A 19,314-nucleotide genomic window follows, 5' to 3' on the forward strand; every position below is an offset into this window, starting at 1 on the left:
ACTGTTGCAAAGTTAGCGATGAGGCAGCCTTTTGTCTTATTCAAAGGCCTTACATTTCAAAAACTCTGCTTACCAGGCGCATTTCGCTCAGGGGATCACCATAATAAAATGCTGAGGCCTGGCCTTTGCGTAGTGCACGCATCACCTCAATACCTTTGATGGTGGCGTAAGCCGTCTTCATGGATTTAAATCCCAGCGTGGCGCCGATTATCCGTTTCAGTTTGCCATGATCGCATTCAATCACGTTGTTCCGGTACTTAATCTGTCGGTGTTCAACGTCAGACGGGCACCGGCCTTCGCGTTTGAGCAGAGCAAGCGCGCGACCATAGGCGGGCGCTTTATCCGTGTTGATGAATCGCGGGATCTGCCACTTCTTCACGTTGTTGAGGATTTTACCCAGAAACCGGTATGCAGCTTTGCTGTTACGACGGGAGGAGAGATAAAAATCGACAGTGCGGCCCCGGCTGTCGACGGCCCGGTACAGATACGCCCAGCGGCCATTGACCTTCACGTAGGTTTCATCCATGTGCCACGGGCAAAGATCGGAAGGGTTACGCCAGTACCAGCGCAGCCGTTTTTCCATTTCAGGCGCATAACGCTGAACCCAGCGGTAAATCGTGGAGTGATCGACATTCACTCCGCGTTCAGCCAGCATCTCCTGCAGCTCACGGTAACTGATGCCGTATTTGCAGTACCAGCGTACGGCCCACAGAATGATGTCACGCTGAAAATGCCGGCCTTTGAATGGGTTCATGTGCAGCTCCATCAGCAAAAGGGGATGATAAGTTTATCACCACCGACTATTTGCAACAGTGCCTTGCCGGTTACCTTAAGCTGGGCAGCCTGATGCGCTACGTATCCCGCTCGGTGGTTACCGGCTTTGTTAACGCGCTGGCCATTCTGATATTCATGGCGCAACTGCCGGAGCTTACTAACGTCACCTGGCACGTGTACGCCCTGACCGCCGCCGGCCTTGGCATCATCTATCTCTTTCCGTATATCAACAAAACCCTCCCCTCGCCGCTGGTCTGCATTCTTGTGCTTACCGCCATTTCCATGTGGCTGCACCTGGACGTGCGCACCGTGGGCGATATGGGCAAACTGCCGGACAGCCTGCCGGTGTTCCTGATACCCGACATTCCACTGAACCTGGACACGCTGCTGGTTATCCTGCCGTACTCCGCCGGTCTCGCCGTGGTGGGCCTGCTGGAGTCGATGATGACCGCCACCATTGTGGACGACATGACCGATACGCCGAGCGACAAGAACCGCGAGTGCAAAGCGCAGGGCGTGGCCAATATCTGTACTTCATTTATCGGCGGGATGGCTGGCTGCGCCATGATTGGTCAGTCGGTGATTAACGTGAAATCCGGCGGCCGGGGGCGGCTTTCCACGCTGACCGCGGGCGTGGTGCTGCTGCTGATGGTAGTGTTCCTGCGTCAGTGGGTGTCACAGATCCCCATGGCGGCGCTGGTCGCGGTGATGATCATGGTATCCATCGGAACGTTCTCCTAGCAGTCGATTGGCAACCTGCGCACGCATCCTCTTTCAACCAGCGTGGTAATGCTGGCCACTGTTGTGGTGGTTGTGGTTACGCATAACCTGGCGTTCGGCGTGCTGACCGGGGTACTGATTGCCTCACTGAACTTCGCCACCAAGGTAGCCCGCTTTATGGCGGTCTCATCTGAGCTGAAAGATGGCACCCGCACCTACACCGTGACCGGGCAGGTTTTCTTTGCCTCCTCCGACCGGTTTACCGGCCACTTTGACTTCCGCGAGGCAGTGGAGCGCGTGGTGATTGACGTGACGCACGCCCACTTCTGGGACATCACTTCCGTGAGCGCGCTGGACCGGGTGGTAATCAAGTTCCGCCGTGAGGGCACGGAGGTGGAGATTAAGGGTATGAATGAAGCAACCCGCACACTCATTGACCGCTTCGGCGTGCATGACAAGCCTGAAGAAGTCGAAAAACTGATGAGCGGTCATTAATCCACAGGAGAATGCATCATGAAGAACACCGTTATTGCCTGCGTTGACGGTTCTCCGTCAACCCGTTCGGTCTGTGAGTATGCGGCCTGGGCGGCCGCCAGGCTTGAAGCGCCACTTGCTCTGCTTCACGTGCTGGAAAAAAATGCGTCTCCCGCCGTGTCAGACCTGACCGGCACTATAGGCATTGACAGCCGCGAGCAGCTGACCCGTGAACTGGTCCGCATCGAGGGGGAACGCAGCCGGCTGCTGATGTCCCGGGGAACGGCCATGCTGGCAGGTTGCGCTGAACTGGTTAAACAGAAGGGCTATCCGGATGCGCAGGTGCTGCAGAAGCACGGCGCGCTGGACGAAATACTGGCCGAACTTGGCGATGCCCGCCTGATGGTGCTGGGGCGCCGGGGCGCAGAGAGCACGGTGGGCAGCCATCTTGAAAGCGTTATCAGGCTGCAGAAACGGCCGGTGTTGGTCGTGCCGGAAGATTTTTCAGCGCCCTCGCGCTTGATGTTTGCGTATGACGGCAGCGAGGCGAGCAGTGAAAACCTGAAGCGCCTGACCGTCAGTCCACTGCTGAACGGCCTGCTCTGTCATCTGGTTATGGTCAATGGTGATACCTCCGCCCTGCAGGACGCACAGGCCATTTTGCAGCAGGCCGGTATCACAACAGAAGCCTGTCAGCTGGAAGACGCATCCGTGACCGGTGCGCTGTGTCGGTATGCGGATGAGAATGGCATCAACCTCACGGTGATGGGGGCTTACGGCCACTCCCGGCTGCGACGGTACTTTATCGGCAGCCACACCACGGAAATGCTGTCAGAAACCCGCCAGCCCCTGCTGATGCTGCGATGAATCTGTTGTACCGGATAATCACTTGATAAACCCTACGCGCGAGGGCAGAATCACCGTAAGGTGATGGCGTTCCACCTTCCCCAACCGCTCCCTCAGAGGCGCTGATGACGCCTGATATCACTCTCCATTAACCGGGAGTATGTCAGGCCATCGTGAATTTATAGCCGCATACTCCCTCTGAAAATGAGGCAATTCCGTGAAGTCACTTCTGGCCGTAATTATCGGCGGCTCTGCCGGCTGCATTATCCGCTGGCTGCTTGCCGTACGCCTGAACGCCCTGTTTCCCAGCCTGCCGACGGGCACGCTGGTTGTTAACCTCGTTGGTGGGTTTATCATCGGTGCCGCAATGGCCTGGTTTCTTCGCCATCCCCATATTGACCTGGCGTGGAGGCTGCTCGTCATCACCGGACTGTGTGGCGGGATGACCACGTTCTCCACGTTTTCAGCTGAGGTCTTCACGCTGCTGCAGGCCGGCAATTACGGCTGGGCCTTTACCTCACTGCTGGTACACGTGACGGGGTCCATCATGATGACCGCCCTTGGTTTTTTCCTTGTTACCGCACTGATGTAATGCTGATGAAAAAAAGCGCGGCAACCATACTGCCGTGCCAGCCAGTTAAAAGGCTTCTGTCAGCGCTCATCTGAGGTCAGCAGTTTCAGTCCCGTAATCCCGGACAGAATGAGAAAAAAACAGAAGATCCGCAGCGCACTGCGGTCTTCGCCCAGCATGGTGATGCCATAAGCGCCCATACCCAGCGCCCCGATCCCCACCCATACCGCATAAGCCGTCCCCACGGGAATAGTCCGGGTGGCCAGCGACAGAAGGTACATGCTCAGGCAAATGAAAACCGCGCAAAAAACACCTGGCCATAACCGGGTGAACCCGTCGGTCCGCGGAATGGCCGCCGCGTAAAAGATCTCACAGCATCCGGCAAGCAATAAATATATCCAGCCCAAAACTTCTGGCCTCAGTGTTAACGAAATGCGCCATTTTGACCTGTGGTATGTCTTTTCTGACAGCCATTCGTCACCGGCATGGACGGATAATTATCCATCAGCTGCTGTTCAGGCTTTTCAGGATAATGCGGCTCAGAGCAGCATCTGTCTGCAAACGGTGTCCTGTGTAATCATTTTCCATCACTACCCGTGTCAGTTTACGTTGCCAGCTCTTACTGACAGATACTATTTACTGACACGCGGCGGATAGTAAATTTCAGCCATGTTCTGGAAACAGACTGAGCAAATTTCTCAGAATGGAAACGCACCCTAGCCCCGCCAAGGCTTCGCTTTACGATAATTTACCTGAAGGCGGCCATTTACCTGACGGTGCATGATAAAATGTAACCACAGACCGACCGAATTTAACTTATTAATTTAATTATCTAAATTTCTTACATCAGTCAATCAGGCTGTGCATTGCATTTTTGGAGTGCACAGTCTCTGGGTTGCCTGATTCACAATTCGTAAGTCAACATCTCAGGGGGAGATTAAGTGACAGAAAACCCAATCGGATTAACCAGAAAAGTTATCAAGCCCGTTTCTAATTTTTTCAGTTCACCTGTAGCGGGCGGTATTGTGCTTATTATTGCTTCGGCAGCCGCTATCATCGTGGCCAATTCGCCCCTCAGGGAAGGTTATGAAACACTCCTGAAATACAAAACAGCAGGCCTGTCCGTTGAGCACTGGATAAACGATGCCCTGATGGCCGTATTCTTTATGATGGTCGGGCTGGAAATCAAGCGTGAGCTTGTCACCGGCCAGTTAGCCACCTGGAGCCAGCGTGCGTTGCCGGGCTTTGCCGCACTGGGTGGTCTGGCCGTACCTGCCCTGATTTACGTGGGGTTTAATGCCGGTCATGACGAAACCCTTTCCGGCTGGGCCATCCCGGCGGCCACGGATATTGCTTTTGCGCTCGGTGTACTCGCCTTACTGGGCAGTCGTGTGCCAGTCTCGCTAAAAATTTTCCTGTCGGCGCTGGCTATTCTGGATGACATGGGGGCGGTGGCTATCATCGCGCTCTTCTATACCAGCAACATTTCGCTTCTGATGCTGGGTGGTGCAGCGGCAATGGTTGCTCTGCTGTTTAGCCTGAACCGTGCCGGCGTGACGCGCCTGCTGCCCTATCTGCTGACGGGGGGAGTACTGTGGTTTTTCATGCTTCAGTCAGGCGTGCATGCCACCGTCGCGGGTATCCTGCTGGCGTTCTTTATCCCGCTGCGAACCAGGAATGCGGCTGATGAAGTGCCTCTGGACAGGCTTGAGCATGCCATCAACCCCTGGGTCACGTTTATGATACTGCCGCTGTTTGGCTTCGCCAATGCGGGCGTCGCGTTGTCGGGCATGACGATGAATGACCTGTTGTCGCCGGTTCCGGTAGGCGTGGCGCTGGGCCTGTTTTTGGGTAAACAGGCAGGTATCTTTGGCCTGTCGCTACTGGCCGTCAGCCTGGGCCTGGCGAAACGACCAGAGAAAAGTACCTGGTTACAGGTTTATGGTGTCTCGGTACTGTGTGGGATTGGTTTTACCATGAGCCTGTTTATCGGCAATCTGGCCTTTACAGGCAGCCCTCTGCTCGTTGATGAGGTCAAGGTGGGGGTTCTGGCAGGGTCCATACTGGCCGCTCTGGCCGGTATTTTGATACTGCGCTTTGCGCCTTCTAAGCAAGTCAGGTAACGTATTATCTACAGGAAAATCCCCGTGATAACGGGGGTTTTTTCACACTGTCAGTGTATATTCTGAAGAGAAAATTGAAATTATTTAATTTTATTATAAATAATTACCTTTCTATCTTTCACATTTTACAGGCGGAGCCCTGTTCAGATAAGTCAGGATGAACGCTGGCATATCAGTTAAAATATTATGTTATTCAAATAAATAGTCGGCTAACGTGGTTTTTTACACGACTGGCCCTCTAACCCCGTAATGAGCGACCCGGCCTTATGTTTGATTTTGCCACCGCGTGGCTGCTTCAGAATAAGGTCCTGCTGCCCGGAGCAACCACACTTGTACGTCTCGTCAGTGAAATACGCGAACGGGCAAATCAGCGGCTGTGGAAGAAACTGGCCGCGTTGCCGGACAGCTGGCAGACCGCCCGCGTGACGGAGCTTCTGGACATTCCTGAGGGGCAGCGTACTTCACCGCTGGAGCAACTGAAAAAGGGACCGGTCACCGTCAGCGGCCCGGCATTTACCGAAGCGCTGGAGCGGTATATCCGGCTGCGAAACCTGGAATTTTCCCGACTGAATTTTACCGGTCTGCCTGCTATACAACTGCGTAATTTGGCCCGTTACGCAGGCATGGCGTCGGTAAAATATATCGCGCGAATGCCACAGCAGAGAAAACTGGCCGTACTCACAGCATTCGTTAAAGCGCAGGAGACTGCGGCGCTGGATGAGGCCGTTGATGTGCTCGATATGCTGATACTGGATATCACTCGTGCGGCGAAGAAAACGGGGCAGAAAAAACGGCTCAGGACGCTTAAAGATCTTGATCGTGCTGCGCTAATATTGGCGCGGGCATGTTCATTGTTGCTGGATGAACAGGCTGACGATGCTGAACTGAGGGAGACCATATTCAACAGCATACCGAAAAGCAGGCTGGCAGAATCCGTCTGCAAGGTAAATGAGCTGGCCCGGCCTCAGAACAACAATTTCCATGACGAAATGGTGGAGCAGTACGGGCGGGTAAAGCGCTTTCTTCCGGCGGTATTGCGCGACCTGCATTTCCAGGCAGCGCCAGCCGGAGAACATACGTTGTCCGCCATTCATTATCTGACCGAACTGAACTGCTCGAAAAAGCGCATCCTGGACAATGCGCCTGAACATATTATTACCGGCCCCTGGAAACGCCTGGTATACGATGCGGAGGGCCGGATACAGCGTGCCGGTTACTCGCTTTGTCTGCTGGAGCGCCTTCAGGATGCACTACGTCGAAGGGACATCTGGCTCGAAAACAGCGATCGCTGGGGAAATCCCCGCGAGAAGCTGTTGCAGGGGGAAGAATGGCAGGCTCAGCGGGTCCCCGTTTGCCGGGCGCTGGGACATCCCACTGATGGACATAAAGGCGTGCAACAGTTGGCGGTCCAGCTAGATGAAACCTGGAAAACCGTCGCATCCCGCTTTGAAGGAAATGCGGAGGTTCATATTTGCCATGACGGTAAACATCCTTCCCTGACTATCAGCAGCCTGGAGAAACTGGAGGAGCCAACATCGTTGCATCGTCTCAACAGTCGGGTAAGGCTGCTACTCCCGCCAGTAGATTTGACGGAACTGTTGCTTGAAATAGATGCCAGAACGGGATTTACACGTGAGTTTACGCATGTCAGTGAATCCGGGGCCCGGGCACAGGATCTGCACATCAGCCTGTGCGCGGTCCTGATGGCAGAGGCCTGCAATATCGGGCTGGAACCGCTGATAAAGCACAATATACCGGCGCTGACGCGCCACCGGCTTAGCTGGGTAAAACAGAATTACCTCCGGGCAGAAACGCTGGTCAGCGCCAATGCCCGCCTGGTTGATTTTCAGTCCACACTGGAGCTTGCTGGCCGCTGGGGTGGTGGCGAAGTGGCTTCAGCTGATGGCATGCGCTTTGTCACGCCGGTGAAAACCGTCAATTCAGGACCTAACAGAAAATATTTTGGTTCCGGACGTGGCATCACCTGGTACAACTTCGTCTCTGATCAGTACTCTGGATTCCACGGCATCGTTGTCCCCGGCACATTACGAGATTCCATTTTTGTGCTGGAAGGCCTTCTGGAGCAGCAGACAGGGCTGAATCCGGTTGAGATCATGACAGACACAGCCGGTACCAGCGACATTATTTTTGGCCTCTTCTGGCTGCTGGGATACCAGTTTTCCCCCCGGCTTGCCGATGCCGGTGAAGCGGTATTCTGGCGAGTGGATAAATCGGCAAATTACGGTGCACTGGACGAACTGGCACGTGGTTGTGCCGATCTGTCGAAAGCCGAGGATCAGTGGGATGAGATGATGCGAACCGCCGGTTCGCTGAAACTGGGCACCATTCATGCTTCAGAACTCATTCGCTCTTTGCTGAAAAGCTCGCGCCCATCAGGGCTGGCACAGGCGATCATGGAAGTGGGGCGCGTCAACAAGACGCTGTACCTTCTTAATTATATTGATGATGAGGATTATCGTCGGCGGATCCTGACGCAGCTAAACCGGGGGGAAGGCCGCCATGCTGTGGCGAGGGCGATCTGCTACGGGCAGCGCGGTGAGATCAGAAAGCGCTATCGTGAAGGTCAGGAAGATCAGCTGGGGGCACTGGGCCTGGTCACTAACGCAGTGGTACTGTGGAACACACTTTATATGCAGGAAGCCCTGAGCTGGATACGCAGTAATGGAGAAGAAATCGGGGTTGAAGATATCGCCCGGTTGTCCCCACTGATGCACGGGCATATCAATATGCTGGGGCATTATACGTTTACGCTACCGGAGGATATTTTGAAGGGGGAACTGAGAGAACTAAATTTCAATTTAAACAATGAATTAACTTCTTAGCGTACGTTTTCGTTCCATTGGCTCTCAAACCCCTTTAATGGTGCCGGAGTCTGTGAAGGTGAAAGCCTGAACGGGCAAAACTGAAAGGTTTATAGCCGTCCTTCGGGGCGGCTTTTTTTCGGCAAAATTAGGGTTTTACCGAATAATGCAGAGTTTTAAGGTGAGAATTTGCAGACTTGGCGTTTTACCGAACATAGATACTCCCTAGGCTGATAGGTGCATTAGTTATCACCCTACCTGAACATATTGTAAAAGATGTCAGTCTCCAGTGACTTGTGTACTATCAACTGACAAGACTCTTACACGCAACGCAGGGGGATGGAGTTTTATGCTTAGAAAAATAATCAGGGGTAGCGGATTCACTCAGTCAGAAGAAAAACTGATAGAGTTCGCTGATGATGCTTTTTTTGGTCTTTGGTCTTATCCTAATGTTTATAGCGATGAGGGTTACTCTAAAAATAAAATTGGGAAAGAAGTTAGTGACTTATTAGTTATTTTTGATAAAGATATAATAATTTTTTCCGATAAAGCTATTACATACAATAAAAACAAAGATCCTAAGGTTGCATGGCAGAGATGGTTTAAAAAATCAGTCATACAGTCTTGCACACAGTTATTTGGCGCAGAGAAGTTTATAAAAGATCATCCCGAAAGACTTTTTGTTGACAAAGAATGCTCAGTTAACCTCCCCATTAAAATAGATAATTCTTTTAATTTTCATTTGGTGGCCGTCACTAATAATATTTCAGATCCGGCGATCTCGTACTTTGACAAAATAGAAAAAGGCAGCTCTGCTACTTTAGTTAACATATTTCCTTTAAACGCCCATCAATGTCTAGAAAATCCATTTTGTGTCGGAGACGTTTATCCTGATAAGACTTTTGTCCATATACTTGATGAGACTGCCCTAAAACTACTGTTAACCGAGTTAAACACAGCAACTGATTTCATTGGCTACCTTAACGAAAAAGAGAGGGTTGTAAGAGAAAGAACATTATTGGTCAGCGCTGGGGAAGAAGAGACTCTTGCTGCTTACATTATGGGTGATAAAACCATAATATCAAAAGAAATTATTGGAAACGATCAAGGGATGACCATACCGGAAGGTGAATGGAAAAACTATAAAACCACTTTCAATTATCAATATCAGCTCTCAATGAAAAAGGGTAGCGTTTTCTGGGATAACCTAATCCACAACTTCTCGACAAGTATATTGTCAGCTAACGTTGGTTTTTTTAGTGAAATTGAATTTTCTACACATGAATTAGGTGTTAGAGAATTAGCCAAAGAAAGTAGGCAATCTAGATATTACCTTTCAAAGAACTTTAAAGAGAAATTAAAAACAACTCAGCCTCATCTAAGAACGTCAAGAATGGTCGAATCAATCGATGAGCCTGGAAAGTTTTACTTATTCCTTTTTTTTCCTAACGATAGCAAGTTGAGTTACTCTGATTACAGAATTCAACGTATATCTTATATAAATGCTTATGCTGAGGTTGCCTTTAATAAATACAGACATATTAAAAAATTAATTACTATTGCAACAGAGCCGCAAAATACAGAAGGAAGATCTGAAGACCTAATATATAGCATATCCCCAGAGAAATTTACCAAAGAGCAAAATGAAAAAGCCAAAAGATTATCAAGAGAATACAAAATACTAAGTGATTTTTTACCTACTAAAACGACAAAGAGCGATAACTTTAAATCAGTTATATCAAAAGGTGAAAAAATAGGGCGGAATACACCTTGTCCATGTGGCTCCGGTGTTAAATTTAAAAAGTGCCATGGTGCGAATAATTAGCATTATTGTATGTATAACGGTAATGGCGCGGCAGAGAAACCGGCGCGTTCTGCCCTAGTGTTGGCCTGCGGGTTCCCCCGCACCCGCTGTATGTAGTATCGGCAGCATCTGAGAAAACCACTACATGTAGTTATCAGCGCCACAACGGCGCGGGGACGAGTGCGGTTCGGAAAAATTGGGGTTTTACCGAATCCGGCAAAAGATTGCTTCCTATAACGTCCGCTTCTGGCACACAGCAGCCGTTAAGATGTAAGGCCTTACGCCAACTAAATCTAATGGGACAGATTTAGTTGGTGATGGTCAAGTAATCTGCAAACGGTCACCAAGTAATCTGCAAACGGTCACCAAGTAAAATGCAAATGGGTAGTCAAGTCCGATGCAATTACGCACCCGGCAAGGTGGGCCGATTCCCACACGACAGCAGCGCCCGGCAAGGTGGGCGGATTTCCACACGGCAGCGGCGCCCGGCAAGGTGGGCGGATTTCCACACGGCAGCAGCGCCCGGCAAGGTGGGCGGATTTCCACACGGCAGCGGCGCCCGGCAAGGTGGGCGGATTTCCACACGGCAGCGGCGCCCGGCAAGGTGGGCCTATTCCCACACGGCAGCGGCGCCCGGCAAGGAGGGCCGATTCCCACACAGCACCGGCGCGCGGCAAGGTGGGCCGATTCCCACACGACAGCAGCGCCCGGCAAGGTGGGCGGATTTCCACACAGCACCGGCGCGCGGCAAGGTGGGCCGATTCCCACACGGCAGCGGCGCCCGGCAAGGTGGGCCGATTCCCACACGGCAGCGGCGCCCGGCAAGATGGGCGGATTTCCACACAGCACCGGCGCCCGGCAAGGTGGGCCGATTCCCACACGGCAGCGGCGCCCGGCAAGGTGGGCCGATTCCCACACGGCAGCGGCGCCCGGCAAGATGGGCGGATTCCCACACGGCAGCGGCGCCCGGCAAGATGGGCGGATTTCCACACGGCAGCGGCGCCCGGCAAGGTGGGCCGATTCCCACACGACAGCGGCGCCCGGCAAGATGGGCGGATTCCCATATCGACATGTATGTAGCTTGTGTTATCCGTGGATTGTGCAGCTCAGCGGGTCGCTTGTCGTATGGCGTAGTGTCCCCCGTAACCGGCCGCGTGCGGCCGCTAACGCGCAGTACGGCGCCGCGACCCGAAGGCGGGCCGCCGTTCCCGCGCGCAGGCGCGCGGCGCCCACTGCGCACCCCCGTGGGGGACGTACGGCAGCTGTGTGGCGGTGAGCGGGATTAGGGCTTTGCAGGGAGGGGGCTGGGTCGGGCGATACGTTCAGCATTGCGGTTTCCGGCGATTTGCGGCCGGTGCCCGTTTAACTCCGGCGTGGTCGCCTTCCATGCCCTGACGGCATAAGAAAATAAAACCGCCATGCTGCGGTCATTCATGATTTTGTGGTGTAGCGATAAATAGTCATGCGAGAAACGTTGAAGCGCTTAGCAAGGCACTGTTGCAAATAGTCGGTGGTGATAAACTTATCATCCCCTTTTGCTGATGGAGCTGCACATGAACCCATTCAAAGGCCGGCATTTTCAGCGTGACATCATTCTGTGGGCCGTACGCTGGTACTGCAAATACGGCATCAGTTACCGTGAGCTGCAGGAGATGCTGGCTGAACGCGGAGTGAATGTCGATCACTCCACGATTTACCGCTGGGTTCAGCGTTATGCGCCTGAAATGGAAAAACGGCTGCGCTGGTACTGGCGTAACCCTTCCGATCTTTGCCCGTGGCACATGGATGAAACCTACGTGAAGGTCAATGGCCGCTGGGCGTATCTGTACCGGGCCGTCGACAGCCGGGGCCGCACTGTCGATTTTTATCTCTCCTCCCGTCGTAACAGCAAAGCTGCATACCGGTTTCTGGGTAAAATCCTCAACAACGTGAAGAAGTGGCAGATCCCGCGATTCATCAACACGGATAAAGCGCCCGCCTATGGTCGCGCGCTTGCTCTGCTCAAACGCGAAGGCCGGTGCCCGTCTGACGTTGAACACCGACAGATTAAGTACCGGAACAACGTGATTGAATGCGATCATGGCAAACTGAAACGGATAATCGGCGCCACGCTGGGATTTAAATCCATGAAGACGGCTTACGCCACCATCAAAGGTATTGAGGTGATGCGTGCATTACGCAAAGGCCAGGCCTCAGCATTTTATTATGGTGATCCCCTGGGCGAAATGCGCCTGGTAAGCAGAGTTTTTGAAATGTAAGGCCTTTGAATAAGACAAAAGGCTGCCTCATCGCTAACTTTGCAACAGTGCCCGGCAGAGTCGGGTTGTCGTTGTCACTGGAAGAAATTATAGCGGCCGTCGGCGCCCGCGCCGATGGGAGCGGGATCAACGCGATATCCGGCCGGTAGATCACGCTGGTGATGGTCAAGCCGAAGCCCTGTTCGACCATCGTCAGCAGGGTTTCTCGGCTGACTTGTTGGATCGAGAGTTGAACCGCTCCGTCTCCGGCGCCCACCATGCGCCGGAGTATGCCAGCGAGCTCACGCCCAGCGCCATCCGAGCGAACGAGGAAGACTTCGTCACAAACGTCCTCCCACGACAGCTGTGGCCGTGCTGCCAACTCGTGAAGCGGGGACAATGCCACGAACAGATCTGGTTCGCAGAGACGTCGAACTTGGAACTGAGGGCTCTTGCTCGCACTCAGGCTGATTGCTGCGTCCAGTAATCCGCGCTTCACCCCCAAAGTGTTTTCTTCTGAAGTGCCTTCCTCAAGCTTTACCTCGATCGTCGGATGTCTATTTCTGAATGCCGAGAGAATGTTGATGATCGGGCACGCCGGGAACGCTTCAAGCATTCCAAACCTCACGAGCCCGGTCTTGAGTTTCCGCGCGGAGCGGATCTCCGTTGCGGCGTTACGAAGGTAGCGCGCTCCCACCACCGCTTGTTGAAGGAAGCGCTCACCTTCTGGAGTCAGCCCTGCCCCCGCTCGCGTACGCTTGAAGAGAGAAAAGCCAAGTTGGCGCTCAAACAGCTGCACACGTCGGCTGACGGTGGATTGCGATATCGATAGGCGCTCCGCCGCTCGGCGGAAGCTGCCGGCCTCGGCGACCTGAACGGCGTACTTCAGGTATCGGAGATCAAGAGTCAGGTCGGGCATGAGACCCGTCCGATCATACCGGCGGTCTCATCGGCGAACCGCCTGCGCCCGGTGAGCGGCACCCATGCACGTCCACTTTCATCGAGCCCACCCCCGCTAGCGCCTGGGGAACGAGCACGTCCGTTGATCTCAGATGTGGAATCCGAGCTGAGCCCCTCAATGAGCATGACCATGTCCGAATCTGTCATAGATGCATGCGGCGGTCATACATTTTCACACGCTTGAAGTCTATGCGCGAAGCATATATTCTTGCGGTATGGAGCCTGAGGTCGCCAAGTACCATTTAGGTGCACTCGCGTTGGCCGTTGCAGACAGCATCGCCAGTGTCTCGGCCTCGTTTTCACCAAGCGGCCCGGGGACCGCCGTGATGGTGTTACTCAGCATGGAGCCCGGACTGCCGATCAGCGTTTTGGCTACCTCGATCGGGCTTTCTCATGCCGGGACGGTGCGATTGATCGATAGGCTCGAGCGCGAACAGTTGGTGGAACGACGAAGACAAATCACCGACAGGCGGGCGCGCTTCATTCACCTCACCAATTCGGGGAAGAAGATAACGGACGCCTTGCTCAAGGCACGGGAGCAGGTGATCTCCGAATGTATTTCGCCCCTGTCGCCCAATGACCTCGACATTCTAGGCATGCTGTCGGAGCGGCTCCTTGTGGCAAACGGCTTCGACAAAGATGGCTCGGTCAGCCTTTGCCATCTGTGCGGCTACAGCAGGATCGCGCCTTCCCGTGGTAAAGCTAAGCCGGGGCGCTCGCCACGCTGGAACGTCGCATCAGAAGGCTGACGATATGATCAGGCAGGCTTGAAATAATGGGATCGTTTGCGCTCGAACTTCTTCTATGCGTACTTGCCTTCGGGTTCGGATATGCGGCGAACCAAGGCGGAACCTGTTTAGTGGTGGCCGCTCATGAGTTACACAGAAGACAGCCGCCGAAAATGTTCGTCGGATTTCTCGCAGCGTCGGCAGCGGCAGGCCTGGTTGCGGTCCCGATAGTCTGGACGGGAACACTGGGCGCAACACTCGCACCCTCGACCAGCATCAATTTCCTCCTGCTCATCGGCGCCATCGCCTTCGGCCTCGGCGCACTCATTAATGACACATGCCTGCTCGGATCGCTGGCGCGGCTTGGGGATGGGGAGATGCGACTTCTAGCTCTACCCTTGGGATTAACGATTGGTATCTTGGCTGCCGACCATGGCAGGTTCGGCTACGATTCAACATGGCCAAGCTTAATCTCCAAACCGAGCGCAACAGGCCTCGTTACTCTCCTAGCCTTCCTAGTTGTGCTCGTGCTGGCACTCGTTTTCGTTTCCACGAAGAGCGTTCTGCGAACAAAGCCGGGTTGGTCGTTCGGCGCTTCGATGATTGGACTCGGTATCACTGGCGGACTTCTATATGCACTCTCGCCGGCCTGGACCTTCGCAGACGTGATTCAACGCGCCCTTCCTCTCAGAATGTCCCCGGCCGGCGAGGTCGCGCTCACTGCGGTGATCTCTTCGATCGCAGGCGCCCTAACCGCCTCCTTTCGCCAAGGCAATCTGCGTCTCCAACTGCCGACAGCCAATGGCATTCTGCGATCTGTCGTCGGCGGCACATTGATGGGTATCGGCATCGCGCTCATACCCGGCGGGAATGATGGGTTGATCCTCGCAGCGGTTCCGACTCTTTCACCTGGTGGGATAGTCGCCTACCTTCTGATGACGACGACAATCGTCTTCGGATTTGCAGCGCGTGGTAAGTTATTCCGGCGCTGCCTTTCACGGCCATGATAAGGGCAACAGAGGACTTGCCCTCCTGACATGAGCATTTATCCCGACCGGGAATATCGGCTGACTAGCTCGTATGCCTTTGCAGGCCCTTGGACCATGATGACCACTTCAAAGGCCGCCGGCCCCAGAATCCTGTAGGTTGCATGGTAGGTGTCGTCTCCGCAGGCATAGACGCCACTCGCTTCCAACCCGGTATCCGTCCGCGAGAAACTCAAGCTGAGGAACTGCGTCCCGATATGAGGTCCGTCTGCGAACTCGACGACAACACTGTCCTCGCTCAAGCGATAGCGATACTGCCGGCACGCGGAGAATACTCTGCCATCTGCCAGTGAGAGAATGCCGCTCTCTCGATAAGCGAGCGCGCCTTCGCCGATCGCTGCTACGATTTCGGTGGGCATGGTTATCTCGTCCAGGGCCGCGTCCATCCGTACAGGCTGGACGTTTGCCAACGGGCTATAGGCCCACCCGGAGCGCCAGCCCCATCAAGTCAAAATCCCGCAAAGGTCGCGCGTTTGCTGGGTAAAGGCATCGCCGATGAGGATGGCTTCGTGAGGCAGCGAAGCGCGAGCCAGCCGCTCGACATATCTCGCTTATTAGTATATGGTATATGCGTCGCGCATATACTGCAACGCCTGCCCGAAGCACGTAGACGACGTTCGTGACGTTCCCACGGGACCACTGTTGAGGAATTTTAGATGAGCATTTTCGACCGTTATGAATTTCTTGTCCCCGAGCACGGTCGGAGGGATCTTGGCCTGCTTAGATGGGCTCTCGTGATCGTATTTCTGTGGTTCGGCGCGATGAAGTTCACAGCGTACGAGGCCTATGGTATCGCCCCGTTTATCGAACACAGCCCGATCATGAATTGGCTCGGCATGTTCGGGACGCAGGGGCAAAGCTATTTCATCGGCGTTATCGAGTTATCGACCGGTCTCGTTCTGATCCTTGGTGCATTTCGTCCACTCTTCTCTGCGCTAGGCGCACTAATGTCAGCAGCGACCTATCTGATCACGCTGACCTTTTTCATCACCACTCCAGGTGTCGCGGAGCAGACTGCCGGCGGCTTTCCTGCGATTTCGGCTGCACCAGGGCAGTTTCTACTGAAGGACGCAGTTCTGCTAGCGGCGTCCCTCGTGCTGCTGCGTGCTTCGGTCCGCCACAGAGGGGCGCTTGTGCTCTCGTGACTGTGGTCCTCTCGTGACGGCGGGCGTGCAAATCCTGCAGAACCTCCGCGGGGCATGGATGCTCCGTCGCGATATCGAGCCCGGAGGCGCTCAGCTGCATGGCGACGCGGTCTTCGCCCGTTTCGCCGCAATCCCCGACGTCGTGGAGCACGGACTGTTCCTCAATGGGATTGATACAATCGTGATCGCGCGCGGTGACACGATGGAAGTGCGACGCCGGGGGCAAGCTAGGTCTCGCTGATCTGCACCTGCGCGGCCTGGATGACAGCGCTGACGCGGAGTGATTCTCGGGCGCGACCTACGGCGATTCCGAGCGAAAAGGCTTGCCCTATAGCCGCCAGGTATCAACGGTTCCGCGGCCTTAACGAGCCGGACCCGTTTTTTTCGGCGCGCTCGATCAGTCGAAATCCTCCGAAACCCTTCTAAAACAGGACATTTTCCACAAGCCGCGCGGAGGAAGAGGACCACGGTATGGCTTGCTGTCTATGCTCCGCGCACATATAGATGTGGCAATGGATGGACCTCGAGATCGAAACATTTTCGGGGCGTTCGCACTCATGATCAGCGACGACATCGTTCGCGCTAGTTCATCGCGGGCGCCGGAAGCTGGACCCGCCGCCTCAGCGCTGGCGTTGCTCGCGCACAAGCCCGGGCTCTCGATCCGTATGCTTGCGATCGGGGTGGGCCTTTCACATGCTGGAACTGTTCGCCTGGTGGATAGATTGGTAAGCGAGGGATTGATCGAGCGTAGGGAGCATTCGACAGACGGGCGCGCGCGATCCCTCTATCTTACTCCAACTGGCAAGGTCGCGAGCGACGAGGTCCTGGCCTCGCGCGATCAAGTGATTGCCGAAGGGCTATCGATCCTTAATCCAGACGAACTGAAAACCTTATCGGACATCGCTGAACGCGTTCTCCGAAATCGCTTGGAAAACCTCGAGCAGTCATACCGCATCTGCCGCTTGTGCTGCTACGAGGGCTGCACGAACTGCCCCGTCGATGCCGAATTGCATGAGCGAGGTGTGGACCGCGAGAAGAACGACGACGCGTAGGAGACTCGCAATTGCGGCAGCTCAACGCTGCTCAGATGGCGGGGCTTCATAATGTCAGCGAGCCTACCATCAGCCGCATTCTTTTGGCTACGCGTCAAGCCGGCCGATCGGGCATGGCGGTCTCATTCTAATATGTCGGTGATCGCCCCACTTTTAGCCGCTCAATTGATCGGAACGCGGTTTCGGAAGCGGCCGTTCAAACCACTCGCTGCATTCCCATTTCTCTATGTCCGATAGGTAGTTTCGGGGAAAAGCAGTCGGGAACAGGTTTCGGGAACGCATGCTCCGGCAGGAGCGCAGCGCGCGTCCCAAACGCGTTTTCCCGGTAGAGCTTCCCAATCGGCAAAGTGCGGGCCACCTCAGACTGCGAACGCGAAAAACCGCCTGGCTGGTCACTCAAGGCAGGGTAACGACGATTTTCGCTGCGGATACACCCGCCTTCAGGGCTTCCAAGGCAGCCTGGAGCATTTCAAGGCCCTGGCCCACGATCTTCGCCGGAGGGGCGGGGACGAACGTGCGCGCCGCGAGAGCCTGCGGCAGGAATTCGCGGTAGATCATTGGACCAACCTCGTCATCCTTGAGGCTCGTCCCGGAGATGTGCGTCGCCTCGACTCCAAATGAACGCTCGTCGGGCGGGGCCAGCGTCGCTGCCACCCGGCGCGAGCCCTCGCATCTCGCAACTACGGCAAAACAGTCTTTCATGTGACCGGTCGCGTGAAGCGTTCCAGCGAGACTGCGCCCGCGCATTGCCTCAATCACGTCTTCCACGATGGCTGGACTCGAGTGGTCAAGAACCTCGCTTGCACCCAGCTCCTTCAACAGGCCGACGTTGCGCGCCGAAGCGGTGGCGACGCACCTGTAGCCCGACGCCACCGCGAGCTGGATGGCGTTGCAGCCAACGCTCGACGATCCACCCCAGACCAGAACGACCTCTGGACGCGCGGTCGGCGAGTGTAACGGTGGCGCGAGAGCCAACTGTGTCCGTCCGTAGAGCCCGCTTGCGGCGGTGCCAAGGCCAAGCGGGAGGACTGCCGCATCAGCGAAGGCAATGTTGTTGGGGATCGGCGCCGCCATGTGGTCCAGCACGATCGTGTGGTGCTGGAACGCACCCTGCGCAGGTTGATTTACGGTTGTCCCGACCGCCTGTCCGATGACTCGATCGCCGACCTTGAACCGCTCGACCGCGCCACCGACCGCCGCGACCTCACCGGAGACGTCGCTGCCGAGAATCGCGGGATAGTCGAGCCATGGCAAAAGCGCGACGTCCTGCAGAATCCAGTCGAGTGGGTTGATCGCGATGGCCGCGTTGCGGATCAATATCTCGTTCGCCGCCAGATGCGGCAGAGCGGTGACACCGATCCTCAGTGGCTGCCCCGGCGCTTTCTGCCAGGCGGCCTGATTAGTCACGGTTTCGGTCATCATCAACTCTTTCTGTCAAGTATTACAGCTGGGCGTTCGTCTGAGCGGTCCAACCGCCAGGTCGGGCGCACGAAGTGGCAGCTATAGCCCCCAGGATAGCGCACCAGGTATTCTTGGTGCTCTGGCTCCGCCTCCCAAAAGGGTTCTTCTGGGTTGATCTCCGACACGACCGGGCCTGGCCAGCTTCCTGATGCCTCGATTTCCGCGATGGTTGTGAGGGCGACTTCCTTCTGCACTTCGGTGGTGTAGAAAATCGCCGATCGATAGCTCGGACCGACATCGCTGCCTTGTTGCTCGTAGGTCGTGGGGTCATGTATCTGGAAGAAGAGTTCCAAGAGCGAGCGATAGGCGAGAACGGAAGGGTCGAAGGTCACTTCCACTGCTTCCGCATGGCCGTAATGTCTCGCGTAGGTCGGATCAGGCATTTCTCCGCCTGTGTAACCGACACGCGTCGAAATGACTCCCCTGGCTCGGCGCAGCAAATCCTCCATGCCCCAGAAGCAGCCGCCTGCGAGAATTGCTCGCTCTGTCGCGGCCGCCCTATTGCCGGTAGGCGATTGGCTCACAGTCCGTTCGCCCTCCTCCGTGTGCGC

Annotated in this window: 16 protein-coding genes, 2 pseudogenes and 1 riboswitch; of the genes and pseudogenes, 11 read left to right on the forward strand and 7 right to left on the reverse strand. The window is 55.1% G+C overall.

From position 1 onward, the window contains the following. Window positions 1-49 precede the first annotated feature (49 nt). Window positions 50-754 carry an IS6-like element IS26 family transposase gene (locus tag FNY10_RS25915; protein WP_065800529.1) on the reverse strand — a complete coding sequence of 235 codons (705 nt, stop codon included), beginning with the start codon at window positions 752-754 and terminating at the stop codon, window positions 50-52. 56 nt (window positions 755-810) lie between these two features. Here FNY10_RS25915 and FNY10_RS25920 point away from each other — a divergent pair. The 3 genes and pseudogenes from FNY10_RS25920 to crcB all read left to right on the forward strand — a co-directional run. Then, window positions 811-1,989: pseudogene (locus FNY10_RS25920) on the forward strand (SulP family inorganic anion transporter); the annotation flags it as partial. An 18-nt stretch (window positions 1,990-2,007) separates the two neighbouring features. Further along, window positions 2,008-2,835, forward strand: a complete 828-nt coding sequence (locus tag FNY10_RS25925; protein ID WP_099743453.1) for a universal stress protein — start codon at window positions 2,008-2,010, stop codon at window positions 2,833-2,835. Window positions 2,836-2,885: 50 nt separating this feature from the next. Continuing rightward, a riboswitch (Fluoride riboswitch) is annotated at window positions 2,886-2,956 on the forward strand. A gap of 75 nt (window positions 2,957-3,031) precedes the next feature. Beyond that, entirely contained in the window at window positions 3,032-3,406 is a 375-nt protein-coding gene (crcB, locus tag FNY10_RS25930) for a fluoride efflux transporter CrcB (protein WP_099743455.1), read from the forward strand. A gap of 59 nt (window positions 3,407-3,465) precedes the next feature. Here crcB and FNY10_RS25935 read toward each other — a convergent pair whose 3' ends face one another. Beyond that, window positions 3,466-3,792 carry a DMT family transporter gene (locus tag FNY10_RS25935; RefSeq protein WP_099743457.1) on the reverse strand — a complete coding sequence of 109 codons (327 nt, stop codon included), beginning with the start codon at window positions 3,790-3,792 and terminating at the stop codon, window positions 3,466-3,468. A 534-nt stretch (window positions 3,793-4,326) separates the two neighbouring features. Here FNY10_RS25935 and nhaA point away from each other — a divergent pair. The 3 genes and pseudogenes from nhaA to FNY10_RS25950 all read left to right on the forward strand — a co-directional run bounded on the left by nhaA (window position 4,327) and on the right by FNY10_RS25950 (window position 10,155). Beyond that, window positions 4,327-5,508, forward strand: a complete 1,182-nt coding sequence (gene nhaA, locus FNY10_RS25940; RefSeq protein ID WP_004194048.1) for a Na+/H+ antiporter NhaA — start codon at window positions 4,327-4,329, stop codon at window positions 5,506-5,508. 248 nt (window positions 5,509-5,756) lie between these two features. Continuing rightward, window positions 5,757-8,351 (forward strand): annotated as a pseudogene (locus FNY10_RS25945) (Tn3 family transposase); the annotation flags it as partial. 328 nt (window positions 8,352-8,679) lie between these two features. Beyond that, a complete protein-coding gene (locus FNY10_RS25950; protein WP_020324153.1) occupies window positions 8,680-10,155 on the forward strand; it encodes a YecA family protein in 1,476 nt (491 codons plus the stop codon). A gap of 1,410 nt (window positions 10,156-11,565) precedes the next feature. Here the strand turns inward: FNY10_RS25950 and FNY10_RS27400 are convergent. Beyond that, entirely contained in the window at window positions 11,566-11,697 is a 132-nt protein-coding gene (locus FNY10_RS27400) for a helix-turn-helix domain-containing protein (protein ID WP_099743461.1), read from the reverse strand. Between FNY10_RS27400 and FNY10_RS25960 the strand changes: the two genes are divergently transcribed. Next, window positions 11,688-12,392, forward strand: coding sequence for an IS6-like element IS26 family transposase (locus tag FNY10_RS25960; RefSeq protein ID WP_001067855.1), 705 nt, complete (start codon window positions 11,688-11,690; stop codon window positions 12,390-12,392). The two genes, FNY10_RS27400 and FNY10_RS25960, sit on opposite strands and share 10 nt — an antisense overlap. On the opposite strand, the gene FNY10_RS25965 is transcribed toward FNY10_RS25960, so the two are convergent. Next, a complete protein-coding gene (locus tag FNY10_RS25965; protein ID WP_227666877.1) occupies window positions 12,283-13,290 on the reverse strand; it encodes a LysR family transcriptional regulator in 1,008 nt (335 codons plus the stop codon). The two genes, FNY10_RS25960 and FNY10_RS25965, sit on opposite strands and share 110 nt — an antisense overlap. Window positions 13,291-13,657: 367 nt before the next feature. On the opposite strand from FNY10_RS25965, the gene FNY10_RS25970 reads away from it, so the two are divergent. Both FNY10_RS25970 and FNY10_RS25975 read left to right on the forward strand, forming a co-directional pair. Beyond that, complete coding sequence (locus tag FNY10_RS25970; protein WP_223296479.1) at window positions 13,658-14,080, forward strand: MarR family winged helix-turn-helix transcriptional regulator; 423 nt, start codon at window positions 13,658-13,660, stop codon at window positions 14,078-14,080. Between the two features lie 26 nt (window positions 14,081-14,106). Next, window positions 14,107-15,066, forward strand: coding sequence for a YeeE/YedE thiosulfate transporter family protein (locus tag FNY10_RS25975; protein ID WP_004099025.1), 960 nt, complete (start codon window positions 14,107-14,109; stop codon window positions 15,064-15,066). A 38-nt stretch (window positions 15,067-15,104) separates the two neighbouring features. On the opposite strand, the gene FNY10_RS25980 is transcribed toward FNY10_RS25975, so the two are convergent. Next, on the reverse strand, window positions 15,105-15,464 hold the full coding sequence (locus tag FNY10_RS25980) for a DUF6314 family protein (RefSeq protein WP_166479491.1): 360 nt from the start codon (window positions 15,462-15,464) through the stop codon (window positions 15,105-15,107). A gap of 297 nt (window positions 15,465-15,761) precedes the next feature. On the opposite strand from FNY10_RS25980, the gene FNY10_RS25985 reads away from it, so the two are divergent. Together FNY10_RS25985 and FNY10_RS25995 are read left to right on the forward strand one after the other, a co-directional pair. Further along, window positions 15,762-16,250: a YkgB family protein gene (locus FNY10_RS25985; protein ID WP_004099027.1), complete on the forward strand. Its 489-nt coding sequence runs from the start codon at window positions 15,762-15,764 to the stop codon at window positions 16,248-16,250. Between the two features lie 557 nt (window positions 16,251-16,807). Continuing rightward, window positions 16,808-17,302, forward strand: coding sequence for a MarR family winged helix-turn-helix transcriptional regulator (locus FNY10_RS25995; RefSeq protein ID WP_004099028.1), 495 nt, complete (start codon window positions 16,808-16,810; stop codon window positions 17,300-17,302). Between the two features lie 396 nt (window positions 17,303-17,698). Here FNY10_RS25995 and FNY10_RS26000 read toward each other — a convergent pair whose 3' ends face one another. Then, complete coding sequence (locus FNY10_RS26000; protein ID WP_004357654.1) at window positions 17,699-18,724, reverse strand: zinc-binding alcohol dehydrogenase family protein; 1,026 nt, start codon at window positions 18,722-18,724, stop codon at window positions 17,699-17,701. Continuing rightward, complete coding sequence (gene msrA, locus FNY10_RS26005) at window positions 18,724-19,287, reverse strand: peptide-methionine (S)-S-oxide reductase MsrA (RefSeq protein ID WP_011191350.1); 564 nt, start codon at window positions 19,285-19,287, stop codon at window positions 18,724-18,726. The genes FNY10_RS26000 and msrA overlap by 1 nt, the downstream gene beginning before the upstream one ends. Between the last annotated feature and the right edge of the window lie 27 nt (window positions 19,288-19,314).

The sequence above is a fragment of the Klebsiella sp. Lac1 genome, from assembly GCF_009825425.1.
Taxonomy (GTDB): domain Bacteria; phylum Pseudomonadota; class Gammaproteobacteria; order Enterobacterales; family Enterobacteriaceae; genus Klebsiella; species Klebsiella electrica.

Bases quoted from the DNA above. Each gene is read 5' to 3' on its own strand.
- FNY10_RS25915 (WP_065800529.1), bottom strand. From the start codon at position 754: ATGAACCCATTCAAAGGCCGGCATTTTCAGCGTGACATCATTCTGTGG.
- FNY10_RS25925 (WP_099743453.1), top strand. From the start codon at position 2,008: ATGAAGAACACCGTTATTGCCTGCGTTGACGGTTCTCCGTCAACCCGT.
- FNY10_RS25950 (WP_020324153.1), top strand. From the start codon at position 8,680: ATGCTTAGAAAAATAATCAGGGGTAGCGGATTCACTCAGTCAGAAGAA.
- FNY10_RS25960 (WP_001067855.1), top strand. From the start codon at position 11,688: ATGAACCCATTCAAAGGCCGGCATTTTCAGCGTGACATCATTCTGTGG.
- FNY10_RS27400 (WP_099743461.1), bottom strand. From the start codon at position 11,697: ATGGGTTCATGTGCAGCTCCATCAGCAAAAGGGGATGATAAGTTTATC.
- FNY10_RS25965 (WP_227666877.1), bottom strand. From the start codon at position 13,290: ATGCCCGACCTGACTCTTGATCTCCGATACCTGAAGTACGCCGTTCAG.
- FNY10_RS25970 (WP_223296479.1), top strand. From the start codon at position 13,658: ATGGTGTTACTCAGCATGGAGCCCGGACTGCCGATCAGCGTTTTGGCT.
- FNY10_RS25975 (WP_004099025.1), top strand. From the start codon at position 14,107: ATGGGATCGTTTGCGCTCGAACTTCTTCTATGCGTACTTGCCTTCGGG.
- FNY10_RS25980 (WP_166479491.1), bottom strand. From the start codon at position 15,464: ATGCCCACCGAAATCGTAGCAGCGATCGGCGAAGGCGCGCTCGCTTAT.
- FNY10_RS25985 (WP_004099027.1), top strand. From the start codon at position 15,762: ATGAGCATTTTCGACCGTTATGAATTTCTTGTCCCCGAGCACGGTCGG.
- FNY10_RS25995 (WP_004099028.1), top strand. From the start codon at position 16,808: ATGATCAGCGACGACATCGTTCGCGCTAGTTCATCGCGGGCGCCGGAA.
- FNY10_RS26000 (WP_004357654.1), bottom strand. From the start codon at position 18,724: ATGATGACCGAAACCGTGACTAATCAGGCCGCCTGGCAGAAAGCGCCG.